This is a genomic window from Dactylosporangium sucinum (assembly GCF_014647515.1).
GTDB classification, from domain to species: Bacteria; Actinomycetota; Actinomycetes; order Mycobacteriales; family Micromonosporaceae; genus Dactylosporangium; species Dactylosporangium sucinum.
Genome location: NZ_BMPI01000076.1, coordinates 1 through 26064 on the forward strand (window position 1 = coordinate 1; position 26064 = coordinate 26064).

Below are 26064 nucleotides of genomic sequence, written 5' to 3' on the forward strand. Positions count from 1 at the left end.
CTCTCCCGCGCCGCCCTGCTCGACATCTTCCTGATGTTCTGGATCGTCGTCGCCTTCTACTTCCTCGTCCTCGACCGCGAGCAGCGCCGCGCGGGTGTCCTGGCGTCGCTGGAGGGCGGACGGCAGCCGGGGATCCCGTGGTACCGCGTCGCCTGCGCCGTCTCGCTCGGGCTGGCCTGCGGGGTCAAGTGGAGCGGCCTGTGGTATCTCGTCCTCTTCGCGGTCGCGGTGGCGGTCTTCGACCTGGGTGCGCGCCGCAGCGCCGGGCTGCGGCTGCGCCCCGTGCCCGCCGCCGGCTGGGCGCTCGCCGTGGTCGGCATCGCGGCGCTGGCCTACCTGGCCACCTGGTGGGGCTGGTTCGCCTCCGACGACGGGTACTTCCGCCACTGGTCCGACAACGCGCTGGTCAGCCTGTGGCACTACCACCGGGAGGCGTACGGGTTCCACACGACGCTGGACACGCCGCACCCGTACCAGTCGTGGCCGTGGCAGTGGCTGCTGCTCGGCCGGCCGGTGCTGCTGTACTGGACCGGCGACGCCACCTGCGGCGGCCCCAACTGCGCGTCCTCGATCCTGCTGCTCGGCACCCCGCTGCTGTGGTGGTCGTTCCTGCCGGCGCTGTTCGGCCTGGCCTGGCTGGCGACCGCCCGCCGCGACGGCCGCGCCTGGCTGGTCCTGCTCGCCGCGCTGGCCGGCATCCTGCCCTGGTTCCAGTCGATGCCGGCCCACCGCACGATGTTCTCGTTCTACGCCCTGCCGGCCGAGCCGTTCCTCGTCCTGGCGGTCGTCTACGTCCTGGGCGCGATCATCGGCCCCCCGCAGTCCGACCACCGCCGCACGGGCGCGCTGGTCGCGGGGGCGTACGTGCTGCTGGTCGCGGCCTGCTTCGCGTACTTCTACCCGATCTTCAGCGGCATGGACATCACGTACACCCAGTGGCTCTCGCGGATGTGGCTCGGTTCCCGCTGGATCTAGGACGACGAACGTTCACCGGGTTGGTGGTGTTGTGGTTCCTCGCCGCGTTGCCGAGTCGAGCGACTCCCCACCTTGTGTGGTGGTGGGGCGGGCCTCAGCCGGCCGACCGACCCGTGCGTCCGTCCCTGCCGTGCGCACCGGTGGTTCGCCTGGTGTGGCGGGTCGGTGGTGTGGTGGGGGTCGGCGTGGGTCACGCCGGGACAGTCCGGCACCGGGGAGGTGCCGCCCTGCTCGACGGTGCGTGAGCACCTCCGGCAGCACAAGGGGTCGCGGCGATGGCGCAAGACCCGCGCAGCAGCCCGAAGCACCGCTCCCGCTGCGCCCTGGTGGTGCGCAACCCGACACGGCAGGTGCGATGCACCACCCGAACAGCAGCCGGACCACGACGACGAGGCATGCGCACACTCAAGCACACGGGTATGACAGAAAACCCGGCCAACGTTTCTGGACACAGCACTCGCCGGAACACCTCGTGCCGCTTCGCGTCGAACTCGGCGTCCGGGAGGGCGCCCGGGGCGCGCTCGTCGCCCCCACGCATCAGGCCGGGCTGTTCCCCACGCCCCTCGGCGCGCGGTAGCCGGCCCACAGCAGCCAGCCGAGGAGGACGACCTCGCCGACGAAGGTGAACGTCGCCAGGCCGAGGTCGTAGCCGGCGATGGTGCCGAGGCTGTCGCCCGCGTACCCGGCACCCGCCAGGATCAGCAGCGCGCCGAGCCAGGTCGGCACGTGCGGTGCCCGGATCGCGGCCCAGCCGGTGACGAGCAGGTGGACGCCGAAGACGAGCAGCGCGAGGTCCCAGCCGCGCTCGAAGGCGTCGACGCCGGACCGGCCGGCGAGCAGGTTGCCCTGCGCGGCGAGGAACGCGGCGGCGTAGGCGACCCGCAGCCCGGCGCAGAGCTGGGCGAGGCCGCGGTCGGCCGGGGCGAGCACACCGTAGAGGCCCCAGGCGACGACGACGTCGAGGACGGCGACGATCGCGAACCCGGCGGTGGCGCCGCGCAGGTCGGCGCCCGCGTCGGAGAGGGTGGCGAAGCTGTACCCCGACAGCACGACCATGGCCAGCAGGCCGAATCCGGCGGCGAGCGCGGAGCGGCGGTCGATCACAGCGTCACCACCAGCTTGCCGGCGGGGCGGTGGCCGAGGGCGCGCAGCGCGGCCGGGGCGTCCGCGAGCGGGTAGGTGCGCTCGACGGCCGGCGTGACCGCGCCCGCCTCGATGAGCGCCGTGAGCTCGCGCAGGTCGGCGGCGTCCTCGCGGGCGCCGACGCTGCGCAGGCGCTGCCCGACGAACAGCGACAGCAGCGGGGCGCGGAACATCTGCCGGGAGAAGCCGCCGAGGAGGCCGCCGCGGTCGTAGCTCCCGCCGACGATGGCCAGGATGCCGCGCGGGGTGAGCGCGCGCCGGAGCGTGGCCAGCGGATGGTCCCCCGCGGTTTCGATGATCACGTCGTACCGCACGGGCCCGCGGTCGAACCGGTCCTTGGCGCGGTCGATGACCTCGTCGGCGCCGAGGCCGCGGACGAGGCCGGCCTTCGCCCCGCTGCACACGCCGGTGACGTGGGCGCCGCGGGCCTTGGCGAGCTGCACGGCGAAGGAGCCGACGCCCCCGCCGGCGCCGATGACCAGGACCCGCTGGCCCGCGCCGACCTCGCCCGCGTCGCGGACGGCCCGCAGCGCGGTCATGGCGGAGACGGGCACGGCGGCGGCCTGGGCGAAGGTGAGGTTGGCGGGCTTCGGCGCGAGCCGGTCGGCGCGGGCGACGGCGAACTCGGCGTAGGAGCCGCTCTCGCCGCAGCCGTACACCTCGTCGCCGGGCCGGAAGCCGGTGACGCCGTCGCCGACCGCGGCCACGACGCCGGCCAGGTCGCGGCCGCGCACGGCCGGCGTCGGGCGGCGCAGGCCGATGGCCATGCGGACGAGGTACGGCCGGCCGGTCATGAAGATCCACACGCCGGGGTCGACGCCGGCGGCGCGGACCTCGACGAGGACCTTGCCGGGCCCGGCGGCCGGTCGGTCCGTGTCGCGCAGGGCGAGCACGTCGGCCGGCCCGTAGCGATCCTGAACGATGGCTTTCACGAGGTTTCCTCCTCGGGGTACTGGAAGACGTCGTCGAGCCGGACGCCGAGCACGTGGGCGATCTTGAACGCCATCTCCAGCGACGGCGAGTAGCGACCCTGCTCGATGGCGATCACGGTCTGCCGGGTGACGCCGATGCGGTCGGCGAGCTCGGCCTGGGTCATCTCGCCGCGCTCGAAGCGCAGCGCGCGGATGCGGTTGGTGACGCGGGTCGGCTTCACCACTGGGGGAGACTCCCGCGGTACACCAGGACCTTGGTGATCGACCCGAGGACCGCCGAGAGCACGAAGCACAGGTAGATGACGTTGGCGATCCAGAAGTAGTCCCACTCGGCGAGGGCCATGAGCATGGCCGACACCCCGCCGATGACGACGAACGCCTGGCCGACGTGGTCACCGAGGCGGCCGATCTCCTTGTCGCGCACGTCCCTGGCGCGGGAGGCCCGCGGGTTGACGACGCCGAGGCCGATCTCCGCCACGATGTTCGCCACGATGGCGCCGCCGACCGTCCACAGCAGCGGGCCGGCGTAGTGCACGCCCGCGAGGGCGCCGCCGTCCGCGCGGCCCAGCACGGTCACGACGTAGGCGGCATACGCCAGAACGCTGACCACGAGCATGATCCACGCTCGTTTCTCCTCATGCGTCACGGTCGGCTCCCGGAATGGATGTACAGAATCTTTGACATCCCGAAGGTAACACGTCTTTGACACCATGTCGAGAATGTTTGACACCGCTGCGGGTGAGCCGGTGATCGGGTCGCGGCGGCTAGCATCGGACCCGATCCGGATCGAAGAGGGGCCGCCTATGCTTGCCCGCCTCGCCGCCTGGCTGGTCCGGCCGGAGCCGCCGCCACTCGGGTGGGGCATCGCGGCCGGCGCACTGTTCGTGGTGCTGGAGACGCTGCTGGCGTATCCGCTCGCGCAGACCGCGCCCCGCGAGGCCATCGGCGCCCTGTTCCTGCCCGGCGTCCTGATCGTGGCCATCGTCTGGGGACTGCGGCTGGGCGTGGCGACCGCCATCGCGAGCGCCCTCGCGTTCGACTTCTTCCACGTCCACCCATTGCGCCGCTTCACGCTCGCCGACCTGCGCGACTGGCTGGAGCTGGCGGTGCTGCTGCTCACGGCGGCGCTCGGCGGCGCCCTGGCCCGGCTGGCCCGGTCGCGGGCGGCCGAGGCGACCCAGCGGCGCGGGGAGGCGGACCTCATCGCCGGGCTCGCCCGGCTCGTGCTCGGCGCCGGCGAGCTGCCGCCGGTGCTGCCCGAGGCCGCCCGCCGGATCGCCGACACGCTCGGGATGCCGTCCTGCTCGATCGTGCTCGACGACCCCGGGACGGCCGACGGGGAGCCGCGCGTGGTCATCCCGCTGCGGCTCGACAACCGGACCGGGGCCCTCGTCGTGCCCGCCGGCCTGCCGCCGCCGGTGCTGCGCCGGCTGTACGACCGGGTGCTGTCGCCCCTGGAGGCGCTGCTGTCGGCGGCCGGCGAGCGGGCCGCGGCCGAGGCGGCGCTGCGCACCCTGGCCGCCGAGCAGGCGATCCTGCGCCGGGTGGCGGTGCTCGTCGCGCACGGCGCCCCACCGGCCGACGTGGTGACCGCGGTCGCCGCGGAGACGGCCCGGCTGCTCGGGGCCGACGCCACGCGGCTCTTGCGCCACGAGGCGCCCGGCACGGTGACGGTCGTCGCCGAGTACGGCAAACCCGGCTTCGACAGCCTCGTGGGCCGGCGGCTCGACGTGAGCGGCGGCGTGGCCGAGCTGGTCCTGCGCACCTCCCGGCCGGCCCGCATGGACAGCTACGGCGACCGCCGCGGCACCCTCGCCGACCTCGCCCGCACCGAGGGAATGCACTCCTCGGTCGCCGCGCCGGTGCTCGTCGACGGCGGCGTCTGGGGCGTGCTGACCGTGCTGTGGGCCCGGCCCGATCCGCCGCCGCCGGGCGTCGAGCAGCGCCTCGCCCAGTTCACCGAGCTGGTCGCGACGGCCGTCGCCAACGCCGAGGACCGGGCCGAGCTGACCCGCTCACGGGCCCGGCTGGTGTTCGCCGCCGACGAGGCCCGCCGCCGCATCGAGCGCGACCTGCACGACGGCGTCCAGCAGCGGCTCGTCTCGCTCGGGCTGGAGCTGCGCGCCGCCGAGGCGCTCGTGCCGGCGCAGCTCGGCGAGCTGCGCGACCGGCTGTCCCGCACCACCGACGGCCTGCGCAGCGCGTTCGACGACCTGCAGGAGATCTCCCGCGGCATCCACCCGGCGATCCTGTCGCAGGGCGGGCTCGGCTCGGCGATCAAGGCGCTCGCCCGTCGCAGCCCGGTGCCGGTCGCCGTCCGGACCGGCCCGCGCCGCCGGTTGCCGATCGGCGTCGAGGTCGCCGCGTACTACGTGGTGTCCGAGGCGCTCACCAATGCCGCCAAGCACGCCGCCGCGTCCGAGGTCGACATCGACATCGAGTTCGCGCCCGACCCCGCCACGCGCCGCGAGCAGCTCATCCTGTCGGTCCGCGACGACGGCGCGGGCGGCGCCGACCCGAGCCTCGGCTCCGGGCTGGCCGGGCTGCGCGACCGGGTCGAGGCGATCGGCGGCCGGCTGCGCATCGCCAGCCCGGCCGGTGGCGGCACGCACCTGAGCGTCACGCTGCCGCTCGAGGACAGTCAGGTCGCCGCGCGCACCTGATGGACCTTGTGCAGCAGCTCGGCGCCGGTGAACGGCTTCTCCAGCAGAGCGACGCCGGGCTCGACGATCTGGGTCCCGCCGAGCAGGCCGTTGCTGTACCCCGACATGTACAGCACGGGCAGCCCGGGCTGACGCTCCTGGAGCGCGGCGGCCAGCCGCGGCCCCGACAGCTCGGGCATGATGACGTCGGTGAGCAGCAGGTCGCACCCGTGCAGCTCGTGCAGGCGCAGCGCCTCCGCCCCGTTGGCCGCGACCCTGACCTGGTAGCCGCCCGCGACGAGGATCCGGCACACGACCTGGGCCAGCGCGGGCTCGTCCTCGACGACCAGCACCCGCAGCCCGCCGCCGTCCGGCGGCTGCGCCCTCGCCGCGGCCTTCGCCGGCGCGGCGCCGTGCGCGACGCGCGGCAGGTAGACGCGGAAGGTGGTGCCGATCTGCGGCTCGGTGTACACGTGGATCCCCCCGCCGGCCTCGGTCACGATCCCGTAGACGGTGGCGAGGCCGAGCCCCGTCCCCTGCCCGCGCGGCTTGGTGGTGAAGAACGGCTCGAAGATCCGCTCGGCCACGTCCTTCGGCATGCCCTCGCCGGTGTCGCTCACGACGAGCCGCGCGTACTCCCCCGCGGCCAGCTCCGGCCGCACGTCCGCGACGTCCCCGTCGAGCGTCGCGGCCCCGGCCTCCATCACCAGGGTCCCGCCGTCGGGCATCGCGTCGCGCGCATTGATCGCCAGATTCAGCAGTACCTGTTGCAGCTGCCCCGGGTCCGCGTGCACCACCAGCGGCTCGCCGCCCGGGACGGTGACGAGGTTGATGTGCCCGCCGATGGTGCGGGAGAGCATGGCCTGGACCTCGGCGAGGACGGCGTTGAGGTCGACGTCCTGGGGCTGCACGGCGTCCGCGCGGGTGAACGTGAGCAGCTGGCGCGTGAGGTTCATGGCCCGCCGGGTGGCGACCCGCACCTGCTCCAGGTCCGCCTGGACGGCCGCGGCGCCGCTCGGACCGTCGGCGCTTCCTCCGCTGTCCCCGACGCTCCGGCCGCCCGCTCCGCCACCGACCCGCGCGCCTTGCGCACCTCTGCGGCTTCCGTGCAGTTCCACCGCCTCGGCGGCGAAGTCGGTGTAGTTGGCGATGATGGCCAGGATGTTGTTGAAGTCGTGGGCGACGCCGCCGGCCAGCTTGCCCAGGCTTTCCATGCGCTGCGCCTGGTGGGTGCGCTCCTCCATCGCCCGCCGCTTGGCGGCCGCCTCGTTGGCCGCGGTGATGTCCCGCGCCACGGCCGCCATGCCGACCAGCGCGCCGGTCGCGTCCTCGATCGGCGCGATGCTGACCGCCACCGCGAGGACCGTGCCGTCCTTGCGGACCCGGCGGGCCTCGTACTCGAAGTCCCGCTCCCCCGCCGCGATCCGCGCGATGACCCCGGCCTGCTGCCCCTCCTCCTGGTCGGCCGCGAGCATCGCCGCCGGCCGCCCGAGGACCTCGTCGGCGGTGTACCCGAAGAGCCGCTCCGCGCCCCGGTTCCACGCGGTGATCGCCCCGTCGAGCGACACCCCGATGACGGCGTCGGTGGTGGCGTCCACGACCGCCGCGAGGGTCGCCCGGGCGGCCCGCTCCCGCTCGCTCGCCTCGGCCAGCCGGCGCTGCTCCCACGGGCTGACGTAGATCGCGCCCCGCCCGAGCAGGACGCCGTAGCTGCGCCGCAGGGTCCAGTAGTACCCGCCGATGCCGGCGGTCAGCAGGTCCCACACGGCCATCGACCACGGCGCGTGCCCGGCATGGCCCTGCATCGCGTCCCGGTACGCCGCCGCCGCGTGCATCCCGTGGCCGACCGCGCAGCTGCAGAAGATGAGCGCGGTCGCCACGGCAAGCTTGTTCGTGCGCAGCTGCCCCGCCCGCCACACGGGCACCGCGACCGCCAGCGTGATCGCGGCGTACGCGACCATGATGAGCAGGTTGCCAACCAGGAACAGCTGCCCGGGCACGTTCACCCGATCGGACGCCCGCGGCCAGAACTGAGCGATTCACGCCCCGCGCCCGTCTTTCGGGTCCGGAACGCCGCGCGGTACGTGTGCGGGGCCGCGCCGACGACCCGCTTGAACCGCTCCCGGAACGCCGTCGGCGAGCCGAAGCCGACGTCGGCGGCGACCAGCTCGACCGGCCGGTCGGTGGTCTCCAGGAGGTGCTGCGCCCGCCGGATCCGGGTCAGCAGCAGCCACTGCAGCGGCGTCGTGCCGGTCTGCTCCCGGAACCGCCGGTTCAGCGTGCGGACGCTCATCCCGGCCCGCCCGGCCAGCTCGGCGAGCGTGAGGTCGGCGTCCGTGTTGTCCTGCATCCAGCGCAGCAGCGGCTCGAGGGCCGAGCCGCGCGGGGCCGGCGGCTGCTCCGGCACGATGAACTGGGCCTGGCCGCCCTCCCGTTCGAGCGGCATCACCGACAGCCGGGCCGCGTCGGCGGCGACCGCCGAGCCGTGGTCGCGCCGGATCAGGTGCAGGCACAGGTCCAGCCCGGCGGCAGCCCCCGCCGAGGTGAGGAACTGGCCGTTGTCGACGTACAGCACGCCGGGGTCGACCTCGACCGCCGGCCACCGCTCGGCCAGCGCCGGCGCCGCGAGCCAGTGCGTGGTGGCGCGCAGGCCGTCGAGCAGCCCGGTCGCGGCGAGCGTGAACGCGCCGGCGCAGATGGACGCGATGCGGGTGCCCCCGCCGGCCGCCTTGCGCAGGTGCCGCAGGACCTCCTCGGGCACGGGGCGGGTGGCGTCGGCGCAGCCCGGCACGATGATCGTGTCGGCGTCGAGCAGGGCGTCCAGCCCCCACGGGGCGTTCAGGGTGAAGGCGCCGGCGTCGACGGTGGCGGACGCGGCACAGATGCGTACCTCGTAGGGCGCGCCGCCGTCGGCGAGCCGCACCCGGCTGAACACCTCGATCGGCGTGGCCAGGTCGAACGGGATCACCTGGTCGAGGGCGAGGACGGCGACGACGTGCATGCCGGCCAGCGTACTGGCCGGAATCCGTCACAGCTCGGCAATCCTGCCACGAGCGCTACCCGCCGTGCTGCTCCAGGGCGGCGCCGATCTCGACGATCGCGCGCTCGACCCGGGCCCGGACCTGGCCGGCCATCGCGTGCGGCAGGACGTCGGTCAGCCACACCAGGCGGCTGCCCGCCGGGTGGTCGAAGACCTGGAAGGACGCGTGATGGTACGTGAGCGGGAGGCGCTGGCCCTCCACCACCGCGTAGGCGAGGCGGCGCAGGTCGTGGTCGGTGGCCAGGATCAGCTCGCGGATCCGGGAGCCGTCCGGCATGGTCAGGATGCGGGTGTCGCCCTCGATCCGGGCGTCCGCGACCCGCCCGGGCAGCAGGCGGCGATGCACGGCGCCGACGTCGGCGACCGCCTCCCACACCACCTGCGCCGGCAGCCCGACGACGACCTCGACGCACACCGTTGCCACGCCGCCCATCCTCGCAGACGCACCACGGCAGGCCGAGGCGACGGCCGATCAGCACGCTCCAGGCGGGGCCGACGGTCCGGCGGGCGACCGGGCCGCGTCGCGGTGGCCGTGTTCAGCGGTACAGCGTAGCGACCGCCGCGATGTCCGCGTCCTGCAGGCCCGACGCGGCCGCCTGCTCGTAGCGGTGGTGGATCGCGTCGGCGGCCGGGAGGTCGACGTGGGCGCGGCGGGCGATGTCGACGGCCAGGCCGGCGTCCTTGGCGCCCAGGGCCGTGCTCCACCAGCCGTCCTGCTTGCCGGTCAGCACGTCCTCGAACCGGTTGCGCACGCCGGCCGGCAGCATCGGGCTGGCCCCGAGGAGCTCCCGCAGCTGCTCGTCGCGCAGGCCCCCGGCCCGGCCGACCGCGAACGACTCGGCCAGGACGACCACCTCCGACAGCAGCATCAGGTTGGTCGCCAGCTTCGCGGTCAGCGCGAGATGCGGGGAGTCGTACCGCCGGACCGAGCCGGACAGCGCCGTCATCACCGGCCCCAGGTGAGCCACGATCCCGGGCTCACCCCCGGCGAGCAGCATGGCGTGCCCGCCGGTCACGGCCACCGGGCTCCCGACCACCGGCATCGCCACGAACCGGCCGGAAAACGCCTCGGCCAGGGCCGCGCTGCACTCCGGCGACACGGTCGACGAGTCGACGTACACGGCCCCGGCGCCGATGGCCGCGCGCAGCTCACCCAGCGCCACCGCCCGCACGGCCGCGTCGTCGGCGAGCATGGTGATGACCACCTCGGCCCCGGCGACGGCGTCGGCGACCCCGGACGCCTCGCGGCCACCCGCGGCGAGCACCTCCCCCGCCCGGCCCGGCGTGCGGTTCCACACCGTCACCCGGTGGCCGCCGCCGAGCAGCCGCCCGGCGATCGCCCGACCCATCCGCCCCATCCCGAGCACCGCGACGTCCATGCGCCCTGGCTGCCCGCCCTCGCCGCCGCCAAACCCGTCGTCCGCCCGGCGGCCCGGAACCTACCGCGACGTCAGCTCCAGCGCGATGTCGACGAGCATGTTTTCCTGACCGCCGACCAGCTTGCGCCGGCCGGCCTCGGTGCGGCCAGCTGGGCGGGCGGCAGCATGTGGCTCATCATGAGGAAGCCGGACACGTCCATGCCGAGGCCGCGGGCGGCCGCGATGTGCTGCGCGGAGACGTCCGCCTCGGTGCAGTGCGTGGCACTGTCGGCACGCCGGCCCGGCCGGATCACCACGACCCACGAGACCGCGCGCCTCACACGCCTGACCGGGCCGTCGCGCCGGATCGGTCGGCCGGGACTCAGTGCTGCACGAGACGGTTGCGCAGCACGATGGTGCGGGCCGGCTGGTCGTCGCCGTTGATCCGCTCCAGCAGCAGGCCGGCGGCGGTGGTGCCGATCAGGCGGGCCGGCAGCTGCACGACGGTGATCGGCAGCGGGGCGAGCGGCATGAAGGGCAGGTCGCCGAACATGGCCACGCCGACGGCCGGGGGCAGCAGTCCCCGCTGCGACAGCACCCGCAGCGCGCCGACGCTCATCAGGTTGTTCGCCACGAAGACCGCGTCGGGCGGCTCGGGCAGGTCCAGCAGCTCGGTCATCGCCTGCTCGCCGCCGTCGATGCGGAAGTTGGCGTGGCGCAGCAGCGCGTGGTCGGCGCCGCCGTGGGCCGCGAGGGCGTCGGCCCAGCCGTCGGCCCGCTGGGTCGCGGTCTCCACGTCGCGCGGGCCGGTGACGCAGGCGATGCGGCGGAAGCCCTGGTCGAACAGCGACGTGGTGGCGGCCCGGCCACCCGCGCGGTTGTCGACCGTGACGGCGTCGATGTCGAAGCCGTGCGGGCCGCGGTCGACCGCGACCACCGGGCGGCCCCGGTCGATGAGAACCTTGACGTCGCTGCGGTCGCCGGCGGCGGCGATCACGACGCCGGCGATGTTGGCGCCGACCGCGATGTCGAGATACCGCGCCTCCTTGTCGTGGTCGTCGTCGGTGTTGCACAGCAGGACCGAGTAGCCGGCGGCCTGGGCGACGTCCTCGACGCCGCGCGCCATCGAGGTGAAGAACGGGTTCTCGATGTCGGGGATGACCAGCGCGATGACCTCGGAGTGCTGCCGGCGCAGGGTCCGCGCGACGCGGTTGGGACGAAACGACAGCGCCTCGGCCGCCTCGCGCACCCGCTTGGAGCGCTCGGGCGAGACGCTCACGCCGTTCATGACCCGGGAGACGGTGGCCGGGGACACGCCGGCGAGCGCGGCGACCTCATAGATCGTTGCCATGACTCCCCCGTCCGCACCGGCTCGCAATGCCTGCGATCCTATGCCGGACGCCGGCCCGCTCGCATCGACATGCTTCCACGCCGCCCGTGCCCGTCCACCGGGGCTCGCCGTCCCAGGCGGCGCTGCACCGCCTGACGTCGTAGCCCAGCCGCGGCGGGCCGTGCCTGCCTACGCGATGGGCCACGCGTGCGGCATCGCCCACCGCGGCGTCCAGATACCGGTGTCCGGCAGCGGTCGGCGCAGCGTGCGGACGTGGGCGAGCAGCGCCGCGAGCCCCGGGTGCGGGTTCTCGCGGTGCCAGACCAGCGAGTGGGGGTACACCGGGATCGGGTCGCGCACCGGAATGCGGCGCAGGTCGTAGTGGGCCGGCCAGACCAGCCGGACGTGCCGGCCGGTCAGCGTGGCCAGGGTCGGCGAGTCCGCCAGCACCTCCAGCAGGTGGTCGGTGCCGAAGTTCGGGCCGATCCCCTCGATGCCGAGCCCGAACTCGGCGGCGAGGTCGGCGTAGAAGGTTGCCCACTCGGTGCCGGGGACGATGCCCGGGATCCAGATCGGGTGCCCGGCGAGCTCGGCCGGCGTCACCGCCCGGGCGGCGGCGAGGCGGTGGGCCGGCCCGGTCAGCAGCTCGTGCGGGTCGTCGAGGAAGCGGGCCGCGGCGAGGCCGTCCCGCAGCTGCCGCTCGGGCGCGGTGACCGCGCGGAACGTCGCGTCGATCGCACCGGATCGGACGGCGGCGACGGCCGTGTCGACGTCGGTGTCGACCAGGGTCACGACGTCGAGGTCAATGTCGGGGTGCGCCTGGTGGAAGGCGCGCATGAGCGCCGCCGGGCCGATGCTGTGGTTGAGCACGTCGACGCGCAGCGCCCGGCGCGCGGGGCGCACGGCGGCGACGGCCCGCGCCTCGGCGCTGAGCAGGGTCCGGGCGTGCGGCAGGAACGCCTGGCCGTCGATGGTGAGCCGGGCGCCGCGCGACGTGCGGGTGAACAGGGCGACGCCGAGGCTCCTCTCCAGCATGCCGATGCGCTTGGACACCGCCTGCTGGCTGATGCCGAGCCGGGCCGCGGCCTCGCCGAAGTAGCCGTCCTCGGTGACCGCGACGAACGCGCGCACCGCACCGACGTCGAGGTCCGCCGCGGAGTCGTCCACAACCGATGGTTGGGGGCGATCGGCGTGTCGGTTGTTGGACATCGCTGCCTGCTCTCGGATCGAATGCTTCCGACAACGACGAGGCTACAACCAGGAGGTGTCGTGTCGGCGGCGTCCTTCGTGCATCTCCATGTGCACACCGAGTACAGCCTGCTCGACGGGGCCGCCAAGATCGGCCGGCTCGTGGCGGAGGTCGCCCGGCAGGAGATGCCGGCCGTGGCCATGAGCGACCACGGCAACCTGCACGGGGCGTACGAGTTCCACCAGGCGGCCCGCAAGGCCGGGATCAAGCCGGTGATCGGGATCGAGGCGTACCTCGCGCCGGCCGGCCGGCAGCACCGCAAGCCCGTCTACTACAGCGACGACCTCGCGCTGCGCCGGTCCGACGACGAGACCGGCGAAGGCGGCGACGTCTCCGGGCGGGGCCTGTACACGCACCTGACGATGTGGGCGGCCGACGCCCGCGGGCTGCGCAACCTGTTCCGGCTGCAGTCGCGGGCCTGGCTGGAGGGCCATGTCCAGAAGTACCCCCGGATGGACGACGAACTGCTCGCCGAGCACGCCGGCGGGATCGTCGCCACGACCGGGTGCCCGTCCGGGGAGGTGCAGACCCGGCTGCGGCTCGGCCAGTTCGACCGGGCGGTCGAGGCCGCCGCGCGGTACCGCGACCTGTTCGGCCGCGACAACTACTTCCTGGAGCTCATGGACCACGGCCTGCCGATCGAGCGCCGGGTCCGCCGCGAGCTGCTGGAGCTCGCCAAGCGGCTGGGCCTGCCGCCGCTGGCCACCAACGACTCGCACTACGTCACCGCCGAGCAGGCACCGGCGCACGACGCGCTGCTGTGCGTCGGCACCGGCCGGCAGCTGGCCGACACCGACCGGTTCCGGTTCGCGGGCAGCGGCTACCACATCCGCTCCGCCGCCGAGATGCGCGCGCTGTGGGACGACGCGGTGCCGGGCGCCTGCGACAACACGCTGCTGGTCGCCGAGCGCGTCGGCGACTACGGCGACGTCTTCGCGCACCGCGACCTGACCCCGCGCTTCCCGGTGCCCGGCGGCGAGAGCGAGTCGAGCTGGCTGCGCCGGGAGACGCTGCGCGGTGCCCGCCGCCGCTACGGCGACGACCTGCCGCCCGCGATCCTGGACCGCATCGACTACGAGCTGTCGGTCATCGACGTCATGGGGTTTCCGGGGTACTTCCTCGTCGTCGCCGACATCTGCCGGTACGCCCGCGAACACGGCATCGGCCTGGGCCCCGGGCGGGGATCCGCCACCGGCTCGATCGTCGCCTACTGCACCGGCATCACGCAGCTCGACCCGATCGAGCACAAGCTGATCTTCGAGCGCTTCCTCAACCCGGAGCGCATCACGATGCCGGACGTCGACCTCGACTTCGACGACCGGCGGCGCGACGAGATGATCGCCTACGTCACCCGGAAGTACGGCGCCGACCGGGTCTGCCAGATCGTCACCTTCACCACCATCAAGGCGAAGGCCGCGGTCAAGGACGCCTGCCGCGTGCTCGGCCTCCCGTACGCGCTCGGCGACCGGATCACCAAGGCGTTCCCGGCGGCGGACGGCGGGCAGGAGATCCCGCTCGCCGCCGTCCACGACGAGCACCACCCGCGCCACGGCGAGGCGGCCGCGCTGCGCGAGATGTACGCGCAGGATCCCGACGTCCGGCAGGTCCTCGACACCGCGGCCGGGCTGGAGGGCCTGACCCGGGGCACCGGCGTGCACGCCGCCGGCGTCATCCTCTCCAGCGAGCCGCTCGTCGACGTCGTCCCGCTGGTCCGGCCGAAGGCCGACGGCCCGGTTGTCACCGGGTTCCCGTTCACCCAGGCCGAGGACATGGGCCTGCTGAAGATGGACTTCCTCGGGCTGCGCAACCTCACCGTCATCGGCGACGCGATCGCGAACGTCCGCGCCAACAAGGGCGTCGACATCGACATCCTCGACGTGCCGCTCGACGACGCCCGCACCTACGAGCTGCTGGCGCGCGGCGACACGCTCGGCGTCTTCCAGCTCGACAGCGCCGGCATGCGAGTGCTGCTGCGGCTCATGCAGCCCACCACGTTCACGGACATCGCCGCGGTGAACGCGCTGTACCGGCCGGGACCGATGGAGATGAACGCCCACACCAACTACGCGCTGCGCAAGACGGGCCGGCAGCCGGTCACGCCGATCCACCCGGAGCTCGCGGAGGCGCTGGAGCCGATCCTGGGCGACACCTACCACCTGGTCGTCTTCCAGGAGCAGGTGATGGCCATCGCGCAGCAGCTCGCCGGCTACTCCCTCGGCGCCGCGGACCTGCTGCGCCGCGCGATGGGCAAGAAGAAGAAGGAGGTCCTGGACGCCGAGTGGGACCGCTTCTCCGCCGGGATGCGCTCGCGCGGGTACTCCCCCGAGGCGATCGGCGCGGTCTGGGACGTGCTCGTGCCGTTCAGCGGCTACGGGTTCAACAAGTCGCACACCGCCGGCTACGGCCTCGTCTCCTACTGGACCGCGTACCTCAAGGCGAACCATCCCCAGGAGTACCTGGCCGCGCTGCTCACGTCGGTCGGCGACGACAAGGACCGGATGGCGGTCTACCTGTCCGACTGCCGGCGCCTGCGCATCCGGGTGCTGCCCCCGGACGTCAACGCCAGCCGGCTCGACTTCACCGCCGTGGGCGCCGACGTCCGCTTCGGCCTGGGTGCCGTGCGCAACGTCGGCGCCGGCGTGGTGGACGCCGTCGTCGCCGCCCGGCAGGCCCACGGCCCGTACACCGACCTCACCGACTTCCTCGCCAAAGTGCCGGCCGTCGTGTGCAACAAGCGCGTCATCGAGTCGCTCGCCAAGGCCGGCGCCTTCGACAGCCTCGGGCACCCGCGCAAGGCCGTGGTCGCCGTGCACGAGCCCGCCGTCGACGCGGTGCTCGACGTGAAGCGGCACGCGGCCTACGGGCAGGACTCGCTGTTCGGCGAGGCCGACCTGCAGGCCACCTTCTCGGTCGCTCTGCCGGACGGCGAGTGGGACCGGGCCACGCTGCTCGCCTTCGAGCGGGAGATGCTCGGCCTGTACGTCTCCAGCCACCCGCTCGACGGCGCCGAACACGTGCTCGACGCCAACCGCGACACCACGATCGCCGACCTGCTGGCCTCGGGCCGGCCGGACGGCGCGGCCCGGATCAGCGGCATCGTGGCCGGCCTGCAGCGCAGGGTCACCAAGCAGGGCGCCCAGTGGGCGGTGCTGACGGTCGAGGACCACGACGCGGCCGTGGAGTGCCTGATCTTTCCCAAGACCTATGCGGTGTACCGCGACGTGCTCGCCGAGGACCGCGTCGTCTCCGTCCGCGGCCGGATCAACGTCCGCGACGAGACGACGAGCGTCTACGGCGAGGAGGTCACCCTGCTCGACGTCACCCGGGCGCCGACCGAGCCGCCGGTCGTCATCTCGATCCAGCCGGCCCAGGTGAGCCCGCGCCTCGTCCGGGAGCTCGGGCACATCCTGGCCGCCCATCCGGGCCAGGCCCCCGTCCACGTGCGCCTGCACCACCGCCGGGCGGCGAGCGTCCTGCTGAACCTGCGGCCGTTCCGGGTCACCCCGCGACCGGCGCTCTACGGCGACCTCAAGGCGCTGCTCGGCGCCGACGCGATCGGCCGCGGATGACCGGCGAGTGGACCTGCCACCGGTGCGGCGCCGACACCCTGCTCGCCGTCCTGCACGTGCCCGGCACCTGGACGAACGCGACGGGCACCCGCTTCCCGGTCGTGCACAAGCTCGTGGTGTGCGCGGCCTGCGACCCCGCCGGCCCGCGCACGCCGGCGGCCGTGGACGAGGACGTCCTCGCCGCGGAGGCCGACGCCTGGCACCGCGGGACGCTGTGACCGCCCGCCGCTGGGGCGCCGGCGTCACCAGCCGCCTTCGAAGAAGGCGAGCAGGGCCGGGGCCGGGTCGGCGGCCACCGTCGTGTTGGCCACGGCGACCGTGAGCATGGCCAGCGACAGCAGGACCGACAGCCCGCCCAGCGCGCCCCACACGGCCCTCGCGCGGCGGGAGTCGCGGGGCGTGCGGGCGAACCGCCGCCACAGCGCCACGGCCACGGCGACGAACGCGACCGTCACGAGACCGGCGACGACGGCCATCGCCGCGTGGTAGCGCCCGAAGTCGTCGACCATCGCCTGCAGCGCCGGCGACACGGCGGCGCCCGTGGTGAGCGAGCCGGCAAGCTGCTCGCGGGCCTGGGCCAGGTCGCCGCCGCTCAGCATCGGCAGCAGCGAGGCGAACGGTGCCACGGCGCCCTGGACGTTGGCCATCACCACGACGAGCGCGAACAGCCCGAGCAGCGTGACCAGCGCGCCCGACCCGCCGAGCGCCAGCCGCCGGCCGGTGCCGGGGCCGCCGGTCCGCAGGAACGACCGGCCGAGCCGCACGGCGAGCGCGGCGAGCACGACCAGCAGCAGGGCGGCGATCGCGCCCTTCACCAGGTGGTAGCCGAACCAGTAGTCGACGGCCCGCTGCAGGGCCGGGGAGAGCGGCCGGTCGCCGGCGCTCCAGTACTCGGCGAACGCCCCGCGGAGGCCGTCGAGGTCACCGCCCGAGCCGGCCGCGGCGAGCGGGCCGGGAGCGACGACGAACGCCGCGACGAGGGCCGCGGCGACGGCGGCGAGGACGGCGACGGTGCGGCCGGACACGCCGGACGGCCGCCACGGGAGGACGGGGCTGCTCACGGAGAGGCTCCTTACTGTTGACTGCGCAGGTAGGTCAGCACGGCGAGGACCCGCCGGTTGGTGTCGTCGTTGACGGGCAGGCCGAGCTTGGCGAGCAGGCTGCCGATGTGCTTGCCGATGCCGGCCTCGGTCAGCGCGAGCGTGCGGGCGATCGCCGCGTTGGAGTGGCCCTCGGCGAGCAGCGCGAGCACCTCGCGCTCGCGGGCCGACAGGTGGCCGAGCGGGTCACGGCCGCGCAGCATGAGCTGGCGCACGACCTCCGGGTCGACGACCGTGCCGCCGTCGGCCACCCGCCGCAGCATGCCGGCGAACTCGGCGACGTCGGCCACCCGGTCCTTGAGCAGGTAGCCGATGGCGCGGCCCTGGCCGGAGGCGAGCAGCTCGCCGGCGTAGCTGTGCTGCACATACTGGCTCAGCGCCACCACGGCGAGCCCGGGATGCGCCGCCCGCAGCGCCACGGCGGCCCGCAGCCCCTCGTCGGTGAACCCCGGCGGCATGCGCACGTCGGTGACGACGAGGTCGGGCGCGGTCTCCGCCACCGCCGTCACCAGCTCGGCGGCGTCACCGACCGCGGCGACGACCTCGAACCCGAACCGGCCGAGCAGCCCGGCGAGCCCTTCCCGGAAGAGAACGGAGTCCTCGGCGATCACGACGCGCACGGCAGCTCCACCCGCAGGATCGTCGGCCCGCCGGGCGGGCTGGAGATGAGCAGCCGGCCACCGGCCGCGGCGGCCCGGTCGGCCAGGCCGGTCAGGCCCGACCCGTGGGCCGGGTCGGCGCCGCCGCGCCCGTCGTCGCGCACCTCGACGGCCAGCAGCCGCCGGGACGGCGAGCCCGACGGCCGGGCGGCGACGGCGACCTCGGTGGCGCCGGCGTGCTTCACGGCGTTGGCGAGGGCCTCCGACACGGCGGCGTAGGCGACGGTCTCCACGGCCGGCGCGAACCGGCCCGGGTCGGCGTCGACGCGCACCCGCAGTGGGCTGGCGGCGGCCAGCTCCTCGACCGCGGCCCGCAGCCCCAGCTCGCGCAGCGTGCGCGGGCTGATGCCGCGGATCAGGTCGCGCAGCTCGACCATCAGCGCCTTGGCCTGCTCGTGCGCCGTCGCCACCGCGTCCGCCGCGGGCGAGCCGGGCGGCAGGTCCAGCTTCGCGAGGCCGAGCTGCATGGTCAGGGTGGCGAGCCGCTGCTGGGCGATGTCGTGCAGGTCGCGCTCGATCCGGTGCCGCTCGGCGTCGAACGCGTCGGCGAGCCGCGCCCGGGACCGGGTCACCTCGACCAACTCGGCCGACGCCGGGTCGGGCTCGCCGCACAGCAGCAGCCGGGCGAGCGCGGCATGGGCTCCGCCGAGCGCGGCGGCGAGGTACAACAGGACCGGGATCAGCAGCAGTCCGAGCGCGGCCCGCCCGAGGACGTTCGCGGCCGAGTCCATGGTCGCCACCCGGTGGTGCACCGCGACCGGCGTGGAGGCGACGAGCAGGCCGACGAGGGCGAGCGCGCCCAGCCACACGGGCGCCACGATGCCGAGCAGCAGCAGGTAGGCCACGGCCCGCCAGGTGGCCGGGTCGGCGTAGAGGCCGCCGCCACGGGGGCGGGCCGGCGCCGGCGCGTCCTCGGCCAGCCGCAGCCGCCACCGCTCCGCCCCGGCCACGACGAGCGCCAGCCGCGGCCCCACGAGCGCGAGCAGCCCCACCCCGAGCAGCCCGAGCGCGGCCGCGCCGGCCAGGGAGGGACCGGCCCGCAGCACCACGACGGCGAGCGCGAGCGGGGCGACCGGCACGGCGAGCACGAGCCAGAGCAGCCCCGCCGCCACGGCCGTGGTCGTCGCGTAGGCGATCCCGCGCCACGGCCACGCCGACACGAGGAACCGGGGCCGCATCGCGGCCCTGAGCAGCGTCATGCCACCCAAGCTAGGCGAGCGCCGGGTCCCCCAACCATGGTGCTGGGTCGACTCTTTCGGTATACCTAGCTCTACCAAGGCCGACCGCCGGAAACTGTCGTACCCGGCGAGCATCATTGGGCCCATGCGAATCCTCACCGTTGCCGGCACCGAGCTGTTCGTCGAAGGCCCGAGGCAGGTCGTCCGGGTCGAGGTCGCGGACTGGCCGGGGCGCCTCCAGGTCACCGGCGACGGCGTGTCCGGCGCGGCGGAGGCGACCGGGCCTCTCGCCGAGGTGGCCGTCGACTGCGACGCGCCGCCGGGCACGGTCGTGCCGATCCGGGTCACCGCCGACGGCGGCCCGCCGGTCGAGGCGGAGCTCACCGTGGCCGAGCCCGGCTGGACGGTGTGGATGGTGCCGCACTTCCACTACGACCCGGTCTGGTGGAACACGCAGGCCGCATACACCGCGACGTGGGACCGCGCCGGCCGGCTCGGCACCGAGTTCCGGGCGCAGTTCCAGCGCACCGGCTTCGACCTGGTCCGCCTGCACCTGGAGACGGCCCGCCGCGACCCCGACTACAAGTTCGTCCTGGCCGAGCTGGACTACCTGAAGCCCTACTGGGACAGCCACCCGCACGACCGCGGCTACCTGCGCACCCTGCTCGCCGAGGGCCGGCTGGAGCTGATGGGCGGGACGTATAACGAGCCCAACACCAACCTCACCTCGGCGGAGTCGACGATCCGCAATCTGGTCCACGGCGTCGGGTTCCAGCGCGACGTCGTCGGCGGCGACCCGCGCACCGCCTGGCAGCTCGACGCGTTCGGCCACGACCCGCAGTTCCCCGGCCTGGTTGCGGACGCGGGGCTGGACTCGTCGTCGTGGGCGCGCGGCCCGTTCCACCAGTGGGGGCCGATGCTGTGGACGTATGAGGCGCGCGACGGTTGGGGCGACCCGTCGGTGATGCAGTTCAGCTCCGAGTTCGAATGGGTGTCGCCGTCCGGGCGGGGCGTGCTGACGCACTACATGCCGGCGCACTACTCGGCCGGCTGGCACATCGACGGCAAGCCGACGCTGGAGGCCGCCGAGCAGAGCGTGTATGAGCTGTTCCTGCTGCTGAAGCGGGTCGCCGCGACCCGCAACGTGCTCCTGCCGGTCGGCACCGACTACACGCCGCCGGCGAAGTGGGTGACCGACATCCACCGGCACTGGAACGCGCGGTATGTGTCGCCGCGGTTCGTCTGCGGCCTGCCCCGGGAGTTCTTCGCGGCGGTCCGCGCCGAGGGACGACGACTCAGCCCGCAGACCCGCGACATGAACCCCGTCTACACCGGCAAGGACGTGTCGTTCATCGACACCAAGCAGGCCCAGCGCCACGCCGAGGCGCTGCTGACCGACGCCGAGCTGTTCGCGACGGTCGCCGCGGCCCGCGGGGCCGGGTTCCCGCACGCCGCGGTCGACAAGGCGTGGCGGCAGCTGGTCTACGGCGCGCACCACGACGCCATCACCGGCAGCGAGTCCGACCAGGTGTATCTCGACCTGCTCACCGGCTGGCGCGAGGCGCACGACCTGGCGGCGAAGGTCCTCGACGACGCGCTGCGGCACCTTGCCCCGCCGTCGGGCGGCGTCGTCGTCTTCAACCCGTCGGCGTGGACCCGGTCCGGTGTCGTGCGGGTCCGGACGGACGACGGCGACGTGGTGTTCCGCGCCACGGACGTCCCGCCGCTGGGCTACCGCACGTTCCCGCTGCCGGGCCGGACCGAGCGGTGGACCGAAGTCGGCGAGCCGGTCATCAGCAACGACGCCTACCGCGTGACCGTCGACCCCGGGCGCGGCGGCTGCGTGTCCAGCGTCGTCGACCTGCGTACCGGCCGGGAGCTGCTCCAGCCCGGCCGGGTCGGCAACGAGCTGCACGTCTACTGCGAGTATCCGGCCCACCCGCGCTTCCACGAGGGCCCCTGGCACCTGCTGCCGAAGGGACCGCCCACCCACGGCTCCGCCCGCCGGCCGGCCACCACGACGAGGACGGAGCACGGCCCGCTCGGCCAGCGGATCACCGTCACCGGCGAGTGCGGGCCCATGCGATACAGCCAGGTCATCACGCTGTGGAGCGGCGAATCGCGGATCGAGCTCGTGACCCGCCTCGACGACTTCGCCGGCGAGGACCAGCTCGTGCGGCTCTGCTGGCCGGTCGCGGTGCCCGGCGCGCTGCCGGTCAGCGAGGTCGGCAACGCCGTTGTCGGCCGCGGGTTCGGGCTCATCGACGCCGACAGCGAGCACGCCCCGTGGACGCTCGACAACCCGGCGCACCACTGGTTCGGCGTGTCCAGCACCGCCCGCGTCGAGGTGCGCGACCCCGACGGCGCGCGGCGGCACACCCGGGCGATCGGCGTGGCCGAGATCGTCGCCGACGACGACGTGCGGGACCTGGCCGTCGCCCTGGTCAGGCAGGGCGTGACGGCGACCACGTCCCGCCCGGACGGCACCCGCTACGGCCGGCTCGCCGTCGACTCGAACCTGCCCGACGTCCGGATCGCCGTCGGCCGCACGCCCTACACCGACGCGGTCGTCGCCGCGGCCGGCGGCGCGGACGAGGTCGAGCGGCAGCTCGCCGCGACCGGCCGGGCCAGGGTGTGGCTGCCGGCCGAGCGGGCGCTCAGCGACGTGTGGCGGCCGAACGCGGACCTGACCGGGCTGCTCGACCTGCCGGTGCTCGTCGTCATCGGCGACGTCGAGGGCTTCTGCCGCGACGTCGGCACCGGCACGGTGCCGGCGACGCGCCCCGCCGGCGGCCGGACCGATCCCGACCCGGACCTCGACGACCGGACCGTGGCCCTGCTCAACCGCGGCATCCCGGGCTTCGCGGTCGACACGTCAGGAGCGCTCCAGCTGTCCCTGGTCCGCTCGTGCACCGGCTGGCCGTCCGGCGTCTGGATCGACCCGCCCCGCCGGACCGCTCCGGACGGCTCGACCTTCCAGCAGCAGCACTGGTCGCACACCTTTGAGTACGCGCTGGTCACCGCACCCGGCGACTGGCGGGCGGCCGGCCTGGTCCGGCACGGCCACGAGCTGAACCATCCGCTGCACGCCCGTCTGGCAGCGGGAGACGGCGGACCGGCGGCCGGGTCGTTCGTCACCGTCGAGGCCGCCGGCGACGTCGTCCTCACCGCGCTGAAGCCGGCCGGCAACCCGCTCGCGTCGGGCGCCGCACCGGCCACAGTGGACGGTGTGACGGTCCGGCTGTACGAGGCGTCGGGCCGCCCCACCGAGGCCCGGCTGCGGCTCTGGGCGCCGGCGAGCGAGGCGCACGCCGTGGACCTGCTGGAGACGCCGGGCGCCGCGCTGCCCGTCGACGCCGACGGCGCCGTCCGGCTCGCGCTCGGCGGCGCGGACATCGGGCAGGCGACGATCCGGGTCGGGCCGATCCCGCCCGCGCACGAGCCTCCCGCGCCGGCGTACGCGAAGTACTGGCTCGACAACGCGGGCCCGGCGCCGACCGGGAACCTGCCGGTCGCGCTGCACCTCGACCCGCCGGTCGCGGTCGCGGACGGCCCGGTCACGCTGACGGCGACCGTGGCCTCCAACCGGGTCGATGCGCGCTGCGGCGGCACCGTGGAGATCCAGGCGCCACCGGGATGGCGGGCCGAGCCGGGCACCTTCCCGTTCGACCTCGACCCGGGCGGGTTCACCGCGACGCCGGTCGTGCTGGTCCCGCCGCCCGGCGCCGCGCGGGGTGTGCACTGGGTGCGGGCCCGCACCGACGGGCTGGTGGAGGACGTGGCCCGGCTGCTGGTCGACGCCTCCGGTCCCGAGTCGGTCACCGCGTCCTGGGGCTGCGACGCGCTGACCCTGCGGGCCGGCGAGGAGTCCGTGCTCCGGCTCGGCCTCGGCACCGACGCCGCCGGGCCGATCGAGGTCGACGTGCGGCTGGTCAGCCCGTGGCCGGCCTGGCGGCTGTTCCCGGTGGCCGCGGCCCGGGTCGCGCCGCCGGCCCGGCTGGAGCTGCCGGTGCAGGTGCCGCACGACCACGAGCCGGGCCGCTGGTGGGTGCTCGCCAAGCTCGCGCACGCCGGCGAGCTGCACTACACGGCCCCGCTGACGGTCGAGGTGGTGCCGTGAGCGGGGTCGCCGCCCGGGTCGGGGACCGGCCGATCGCGGTCGCCGCCGTCGAGGAGCGGCTGGCGGCGATGCGGCGCGGCCCGTTCGCGGCGCGGCTGCCCCACCCGGACACCGCCGAGGGGCGCAACCTGCGCCGGTGGCTCGTGCAGGTGCTGGTCACCGAGGCCGTGGTCGAGCACGAGGCGGCCGCCCTCGGGGTGCTTCCAGCCGCCGATGACGGGCCGCGCCCGCTCACGCTCGCGGAGGCGCTGCGGACCGGCGGGGTGACGGCCGCGGTCGTGGCCGCCCACCCCCTCGCCCGCGCGCTGCGGGACCGGGTCGCGCCGCCGCGGCCGGCGCCGGACGAGGTCGCCGCCGACTACCACCGCCGCAACCGGGACCGCTACCCGCAGCCGTTCGACGAGGTGCGGGCCGACCTGGCCGCCCGGCTGGGCGCGGAGGACGCCGAGCGCCGGTTCGCGGCCTGGCTCGACGAGCGGTGCGCGGCCCTGGTGCGCCTGGAGCCGGGCTACGAGCACCCGGCCGACCCCCGCCACCCGGACGCGACGCACCGGCACTGAGGCCGCAGCCGGTGCGCCCGCGGCTTCGTCGGCAGCCCCGCTGATCGGCGGCCGGCCTCAGAACTCGAACACCAGGCGGGCCGGCACCCGGCCAGCCAGGATCTCCTCGAAGCAGGCGTTGACCTCGTCGAGCTTGCGGGTCCGCGAGATCACCCGGGTCCGGCCGGCCGCGTGCAGCGCGAACACCTCGGCGAGGTCCTGCCGGGTGCCGACGATCGAGCCGATCACCGACCGGCCGCCGAGCACCGTGTCGAAGATGGGCACCGGGATGCTGCCGCCGGCGGGCAGGCCCACGCAGACGAGGCGGCCGCCCCGGGCCAGCGAGCGCAGCGCCTGTTCGAACGGCTTCTCGGTGGCGGCGAGCACGACGGCGACGTCCGCGCCGCCGACCGACTGGATCTCGGCGACGGGGTCGGTGGTGCGCGCGTTGACCAGGTGGTCGGCGCCGAGCTCCCGGGCCAGTTCCAGCTTGGCCGGTTCGACGTCGACCGCCGTGACGAGGCCGCCGACGATGCGCGCGTACTGCACCGCGAGGTGTCCGAGCCCGCCGACGCCGAACACCGCGACCCGCTCGGCCGGGCGCACCTGCGCCACCTTGATCGCCTTGTACGTCGTGACCCCGGCACACGTGAGCGGCGCGGCGTCGAGCGAGGAGACCCCGTCCGGCACCTCGACCACGCCGCGCTCGTAGGCGGCGGCGTACTCGGCGTAGGCGCCGTTGACCGAGTATCCGCTGTTGAGCTGCCGCTCGCACAGCGTCTCCCAGCCGGTCAGGCAGTATCGGCACCGCCCGCACGCCGCGGCCAGCCAGGGGATCGCCACCCGCTTGCCGAGCCAGTCGGCGGCGACGCCGTCGCCGACCGCCTCGACCACGCCGACGCCCTCGTGGCCGGGGATGAACGGCGGGGTGGGCTTCACCGGCCAGTCGCCGTGTGCGGCGTGGATGTCGGTGTGGCACAGGCCGGACGCGACGATCCGGACGAGCAGCTGGTCCGGCGCGGGCGTCGGGACCGGGAGCTCCTCGATCTGCAGCGGACGGTCGAAACCGGTGACGACGGCCGCCTTCATGGTGATCACTCCTTCGTGCGGGTTGCGTTCTCAGTTCAAACCTGGCGGCCACGGCGGCGGTGCGCACCGGCCGAAGGTCCCGCCGACGCGGGTACCACGGCGGGACCTTCGGCTCTGACGCTTCCGTCCGGTCCGCACGACGGTGGGGACGGAGGGAGGTGAGTTCGATGCGCATCGTTCGGCGCCACGACATGGCGCTGCGAGCGTTCGGCACGGTGCGGCGCGCCCTGACGCGGGCGCCCCGGCAGCCGGCAGCGGAGGTCCGCCTCGAACGGCACAAGGACGACCTGCCGCCGCGGCTCAACGTCGGCTGACAACCACCCGCCGCCGGTCACGGCCGTTGCCCGGCCGCGGCCGGCGGCCGAGATCGGAGGATCGAGATGACACAGCAGCGGTACACCGGGCGCGTCGCACTGGTGACGGGCGCCGGATCGGGCATCGGGCAGGCGACGGCGCTGCGGCTCGCCCGCGAGGGTGCCCGCGTCGTCGGCTGCGACGTCGACGCGGCCGGCCTGGAGGCGACCGCCAAGCTGCTCGCCGCGGAGCGCTACGAGGCGGACCTGCTCAACGCGGACATCACCGTGCAGGGCGACGTGGAGCGCGTCGTCGCCGCCCCGCCCGGCGGCTTCGTCGACCTGCTCGCCAACGTGGCCGGGATCATGGACTACTTCCTGCCGGTCGGCGAGCTCGACGACGAGACCTGGGACCGGGTGATCGCCGTCAACCTCACCGGCCCGATGCGGCTGTGCCGGGCCGTCGTGCCGATCATGCGCACGAACGGCGAGGGCGCCATCGTGAACGTGTCGTCGATCGGCGGGCTGACCGGCTCCGTCGCCGGCACCGCCTACGTGTCGGCGAAGCACGGGCTCATCGGCCTCACCCGGTCGCTCGCGTACCTCTACGGCCCGGAGGGCATCCGGACCAACGCGGTCTGCCCGGGCGGCGTGCGCACGAACATCGGCCGCACCGCGTTCCCCAAGTCCGACTGGGCGTTCCGGCGGTTCGAGCAGTCGTTCGATCGCGAGTCGCGCACGGCCGAGCCGGACGAGATCGCCGCGCTCGTCGCGTGGCTCGGCTCGGCCGAGGCCCGCAACGTCAACGGCGCCGTCATCACGTCGGACGGCGGCTGGACGGCCTGAGT

Annotated in this window: 23 protein-coding genes and 1 pseudogene; 8 read left to right on the plus strand and 16 right to left on the minus strand. The window is 74.7% G+C overall.

Features of this window, described 5'->3' with window-relative positions:
* Nucleotides 1-975 (plus strand): dolichyl-phosphate-mannose--protein mannosyltransferase (locus tag IEZ31_RS46585; protein WP_190256597.1); only part of this gene is annotated, 975 nt, incomplete at its 5' end.
* Nucleotides 976-1512: 537 nt separating this feature from the next.
* Here the strand turns inward: IEZ31_RS46585 and IEZ31_RS46590 are convergent.
* The 4 genes from IEZ31_RS46590 to IEZ31_RS46605 are packed head-to-tail and all read right to left on the minus strand — an operon-like array spanning nucleotide 1513 to nucleotide 3696.
* Nucleotides 1513-2079, minus strand: a complete 567-nt coding sequence (locus IEZ31_RS46590; RefSeq protein ID WP_190256596.1) for a DUF4386 domain-containing protein — start codon at nucleotides 2077-2079, stop codon at nucleotides 1513-1515.
* Nucleotides 2076-3050, minus strand: a complete 975-nt coding sequence (locus IEZ31_RS46595; RefSeq protein WP_190256595.1) for an NAD(P)-dependent alcohol dehydrogenase — start codon at nucleotides 3048-3050, stop codon at nucleotides 2076-2078. Before IEZ31_RS46595 ends, IEZ31_RS46590 begins: the two co-directional genes overlap by 4 nt.
* A complete protein-coding gene (locus IEZ31_RS46600) occupies nucleotides 3047-3274 on the minus strand; it encodes a helix-turn-helix transcriptional regulator (protein WP_190256594.1) in 228 nt (75 codons plus the stop codon). Before IEZ31_RS46600 ends, IEZ31_RS46595 begins: the two co-directional genes overlap by 4 nt.
* On the minus strand, nucleotides 3268-3696 hold the full coding sequence (locus tag IEZ31_RS46605; RefSeq protein WP_190256593.1) for a hypothetical protein: 429 nt from the start codon (nucleotides 3694-3696) through the stop codon (nucleotides 3268-3270). The genes IEZ31_RS46600 and IEZ31_RS46605 overlap by 7 nt, the downstream gene beginning before the upstream one ends.
* Nucleotides 3697-3853: 157 nt before the next feature.
* On the opposite strand from IEZ31_RS46605, the gene IEZ31_RS46610 reads away from it, so the two are divergent.
* Nucleotides 3854-5713, plus strand: coding sequence for a GAF domain-containing sensor histidine kinase (locus IEZ31_RS46610; protein ID WP_190256592.1), 1860 nt, complete (start codon nucleotides 3854-3856; stop codon nucleotides 5711-5713).
* Here the strand turns inward: IEZ31_RS46610 and IEZ31_RS46615 are convergent.
* The 8 genes and pseudogenes from IEZ31_RS46615 to IEZ31_RS46645 form a co-directional block, all read right to left on the minus strand.
* Nucleotides 5692-7698, minus strand: coding sequence for a PAS domain S-box protein (locus tag IEZ31_RS46615; protein WP_308429509.1), 2007 nt, complete (start codon nucleotides 7696-7698; stop codon nucleotides 5692-5694). The two genes, IEZ31_RS46610 and IEZ31_RS46615, sit on opposite strands and share 22 nt — an antisense overlap.
* Nucleotides 7695-8693, minus strand: coding sequence for a GlxA family transcriptional regulator (locus tag IEZ31_RS46620; protein WP_190256591.1), 999 nt, complete (start codon nucleotides 8691-8693; stop codon nucleotides 7695-7697). Before IEZ31_RS46620 ends, IEZ31_RS46615 begins: the two co-directional genes overlap by 4 nt.
* Before the next feature lie 55 nt (nucleotides 8694-8748).
* Nucleotides 8749-9156, minus strand: coding sequence for an SRPBCC family protein (locus IEZ31_RS46625; RefSeq protein ID WP_190256590.1), 408 nt, complete (start codon nucleotides 9154-9156; stop codon nucleotides 8749-8751).
* A 112-nt stretch (nucleotides 9157-9268) separates the two neighbouring features.
* Complete coding sequence (locus tag IEZ31_RS46630) at nucleotides 9269-10111, minus strand: NAD(P)-dependent oxidoreductase (RefSeq protein ID WP_190256589.1); 843 nt, start codon at nucleotides 10109-10111, stop codon at nucleotides 9269-9271.
* Nucleotides 10112-10171: 60 nt separating this feature from the next.
* Nucleotides 10172-10231, minus strand: coding sequence for a hypothetical protein (locus tag IEZ31_RS59900; RefSeq protein ID WP_373294805.1), 60 nt, complete (start codon nucleotides 10229-10231; stop codon nucleotides 10172-10174).
* Nucleotides 10222-10374: pseudogene (locus IEZ31_RS46635) on the minus strand (4-hydroxy-2-oxovalerate aldolase); the annotation flags it as partial. The gene IEZ31_RS59900 and the pseudogene IEZ31_RS46635, both read right to left, overlap by 10 nt.
* Before the next feature lie 98 nt (nucleotides 10375-10472).
* Nucleotides 10473-11441 carry a LacI family DNA-binding transcriptional regulator gene (locus IEZ31_RS46640; RefSeq protein ID WP_190256588.1) on the minus strand — a complete coding sequence of 323 codons (969 nt, stop codon included), beginning with the start codon at nucleotides 11439-11441 and terminating at the stop codon, nucleotides 10473-10475.
* A gap of 168 nt (nucleotides 11442-11609) precedes the next feature.
* A complete protein-coding gene (locus IEZ31_RS46645; protein WP_229836929.1) occupies nucleotides 11610-12587 on the minus strand; it encodes a LysR family transcriptional regulator in 978 nt (325 codons plus the stop codon).
* Between the two features lie 102 nt (nucleotides 12588-12689).
* Here IEZ31_RS46645 and dnaE point away from each other — a divergent pair, with 102 nt between their 5' ends.
* Nucleotides 12690-16238, plus strand: coding sequence for a DNA polymerase III subunit alpha (dnaE, locus tag IEZ31_RS46650; RefSeq protein ID WP_229836927.1), 3549 nt, complete (start codon nucleotides 12690-12692; stop codon nucleotides 16236-16238).
* On the plus strand, nucleotides 16235-16456 hold the full coding sequence (locus IEZ31_RS46655) for a DUF6300 family protein (protein ID WP_190256585.1): 222 nt from the start codon (nucleotides 16235-16237) through the stop codon (nucleotides 16454-16456). Before dnaE ends, IEZ31_RS46655 begins: the two co-directional genes overlap by 4 nt.
* A 24-nt stretch (nucleotides 16457-16480) precedes the next feature.
* Here the strand turns inward: IEZ31_RS46655 and IEZ31_RS46660 are convergent, their stop codons facing one another.
* Genes IEZ31_RS46660 through IEZ31_RS46670 form a run of 3 tightly spaced genes read right to left on the minus strand, consistent with a single transcriptional unit; the run spans nucleotide 16481 to nucleotide 19196 of the window.
* A complete protein-coding gene (locus IEZ31_RS46660; protein WP_229836925.1) occupies nucleotides 16481-17299 on the minus strand; it encodes a hypothetical protein in 819 nt (272 codons plus the stop codon).
* A gap of 11 nt (nucleotides 17300-17310) precedes the next feature.
* Nucleotides 17311-17958, minus strand: a complete 648-nt coding sequence (locus IEZ31_RS46665) for a response regulator transcription factor (protein WP_190256584.1) — start codon at nucleotides 17956-17958, stop codon at nucleotides 17311-17313.
* Nucleotides 17946-19196, minus strand: coding sequence for a sensor histidine kinase (locus IEZ31_RS46670; RefSeq protein ID WP_190256583.1), 1251 nt, complete (start codon nucleotides 19194-19196; stop codon nucleotides 17946-17948). Before IEZ31_RS46670 ends, IEZ31_RS46665 begins: the two co-directional genes overlap by 13 nt.
* 124 nt (nucleotides 19197-19320) lie before the next feature.
* Between IEZ31_RS46670 and IEZ31_RS46675 the strand changes: the two genes are divergently transcribed.
* Nucleotides 19321-23295: a glycoside hydrolase family 38 N-terminal domain-containing protein gene (locus tag IEZ31_RS46675; protein ID WP_190256582.1), complete on the plus strand. Its 3975-nt coding sequence runs from the start codon at nucleotides 19321-19323 to the stop codon at nucleotides 23293-23295.
* Complete coding sequence (locus IEZ31_RS46680) at nucleotides 23292-23855, plus strand: DUF7158 domain-containing protein (RefSeq protein WP_190256581.1); 564 nt, start codon at nucleotides 23292-23294, stop codon at nucleotides 23853-23855. The genes IEZ31_RS46675 and IEZ31_RS46680 overlap by 4 nt, the downstream gene beginning before the upstream one ends.
* A 57-nt stretch (nucleotides 23856-23912) precedes the next feature.
* Here the strand turns inward: IEZ31_RS46680 and IEZ31_RS46685 are convergent, their stop codons facing one another.
* Complete coding sequence (locus IEZ31_RS46685; protein ID WP_190256580.1) at nucleotides 23913-24923, minus strand: zinc-dependent alcohol dehydrogenase; 1011 nt, start codon at nucleotides 24921-24923, stop codon at nucleotides 23913-23915.
* Between the two features lie 167 nt (nucleotides 24924-25090).
* On the opposite strand from IEZ31_RS46685, the gene IEZ31_RS46690 reads away from it, so the two are divergent.
* Both IEZ31_RS46690 and IEZ31_RS46695 read left to right on the plus strand, forming a co-directional pair.
* Complete coding sequence (locus IEZ31_RS46690) at nucleotides 25091-25237, plus strand: hypothetical protein (RefSeq protein WP_190256579.1); 147 nt, start codon at nucleotides 25091-25093, stop codon at nucleotides 25235-25237.
* Nucleotides 25238-25303: 66 nt separating this feature from the next.
* Nucleotides 25304-26062: an SDR family NAD(P)-dependent oxidoreductase gene (locus IEZ31_RS46695; RefSeq protein WP_190256578.1), complete on the plus strand. Its 759-nt coding sequence runs from the start codon at nucleotides 25304-25306 to the stop codon at nucleotides 26060-26062.
* Nucleotides 26063-26064 lie beyond the last annotated feature (2 nt).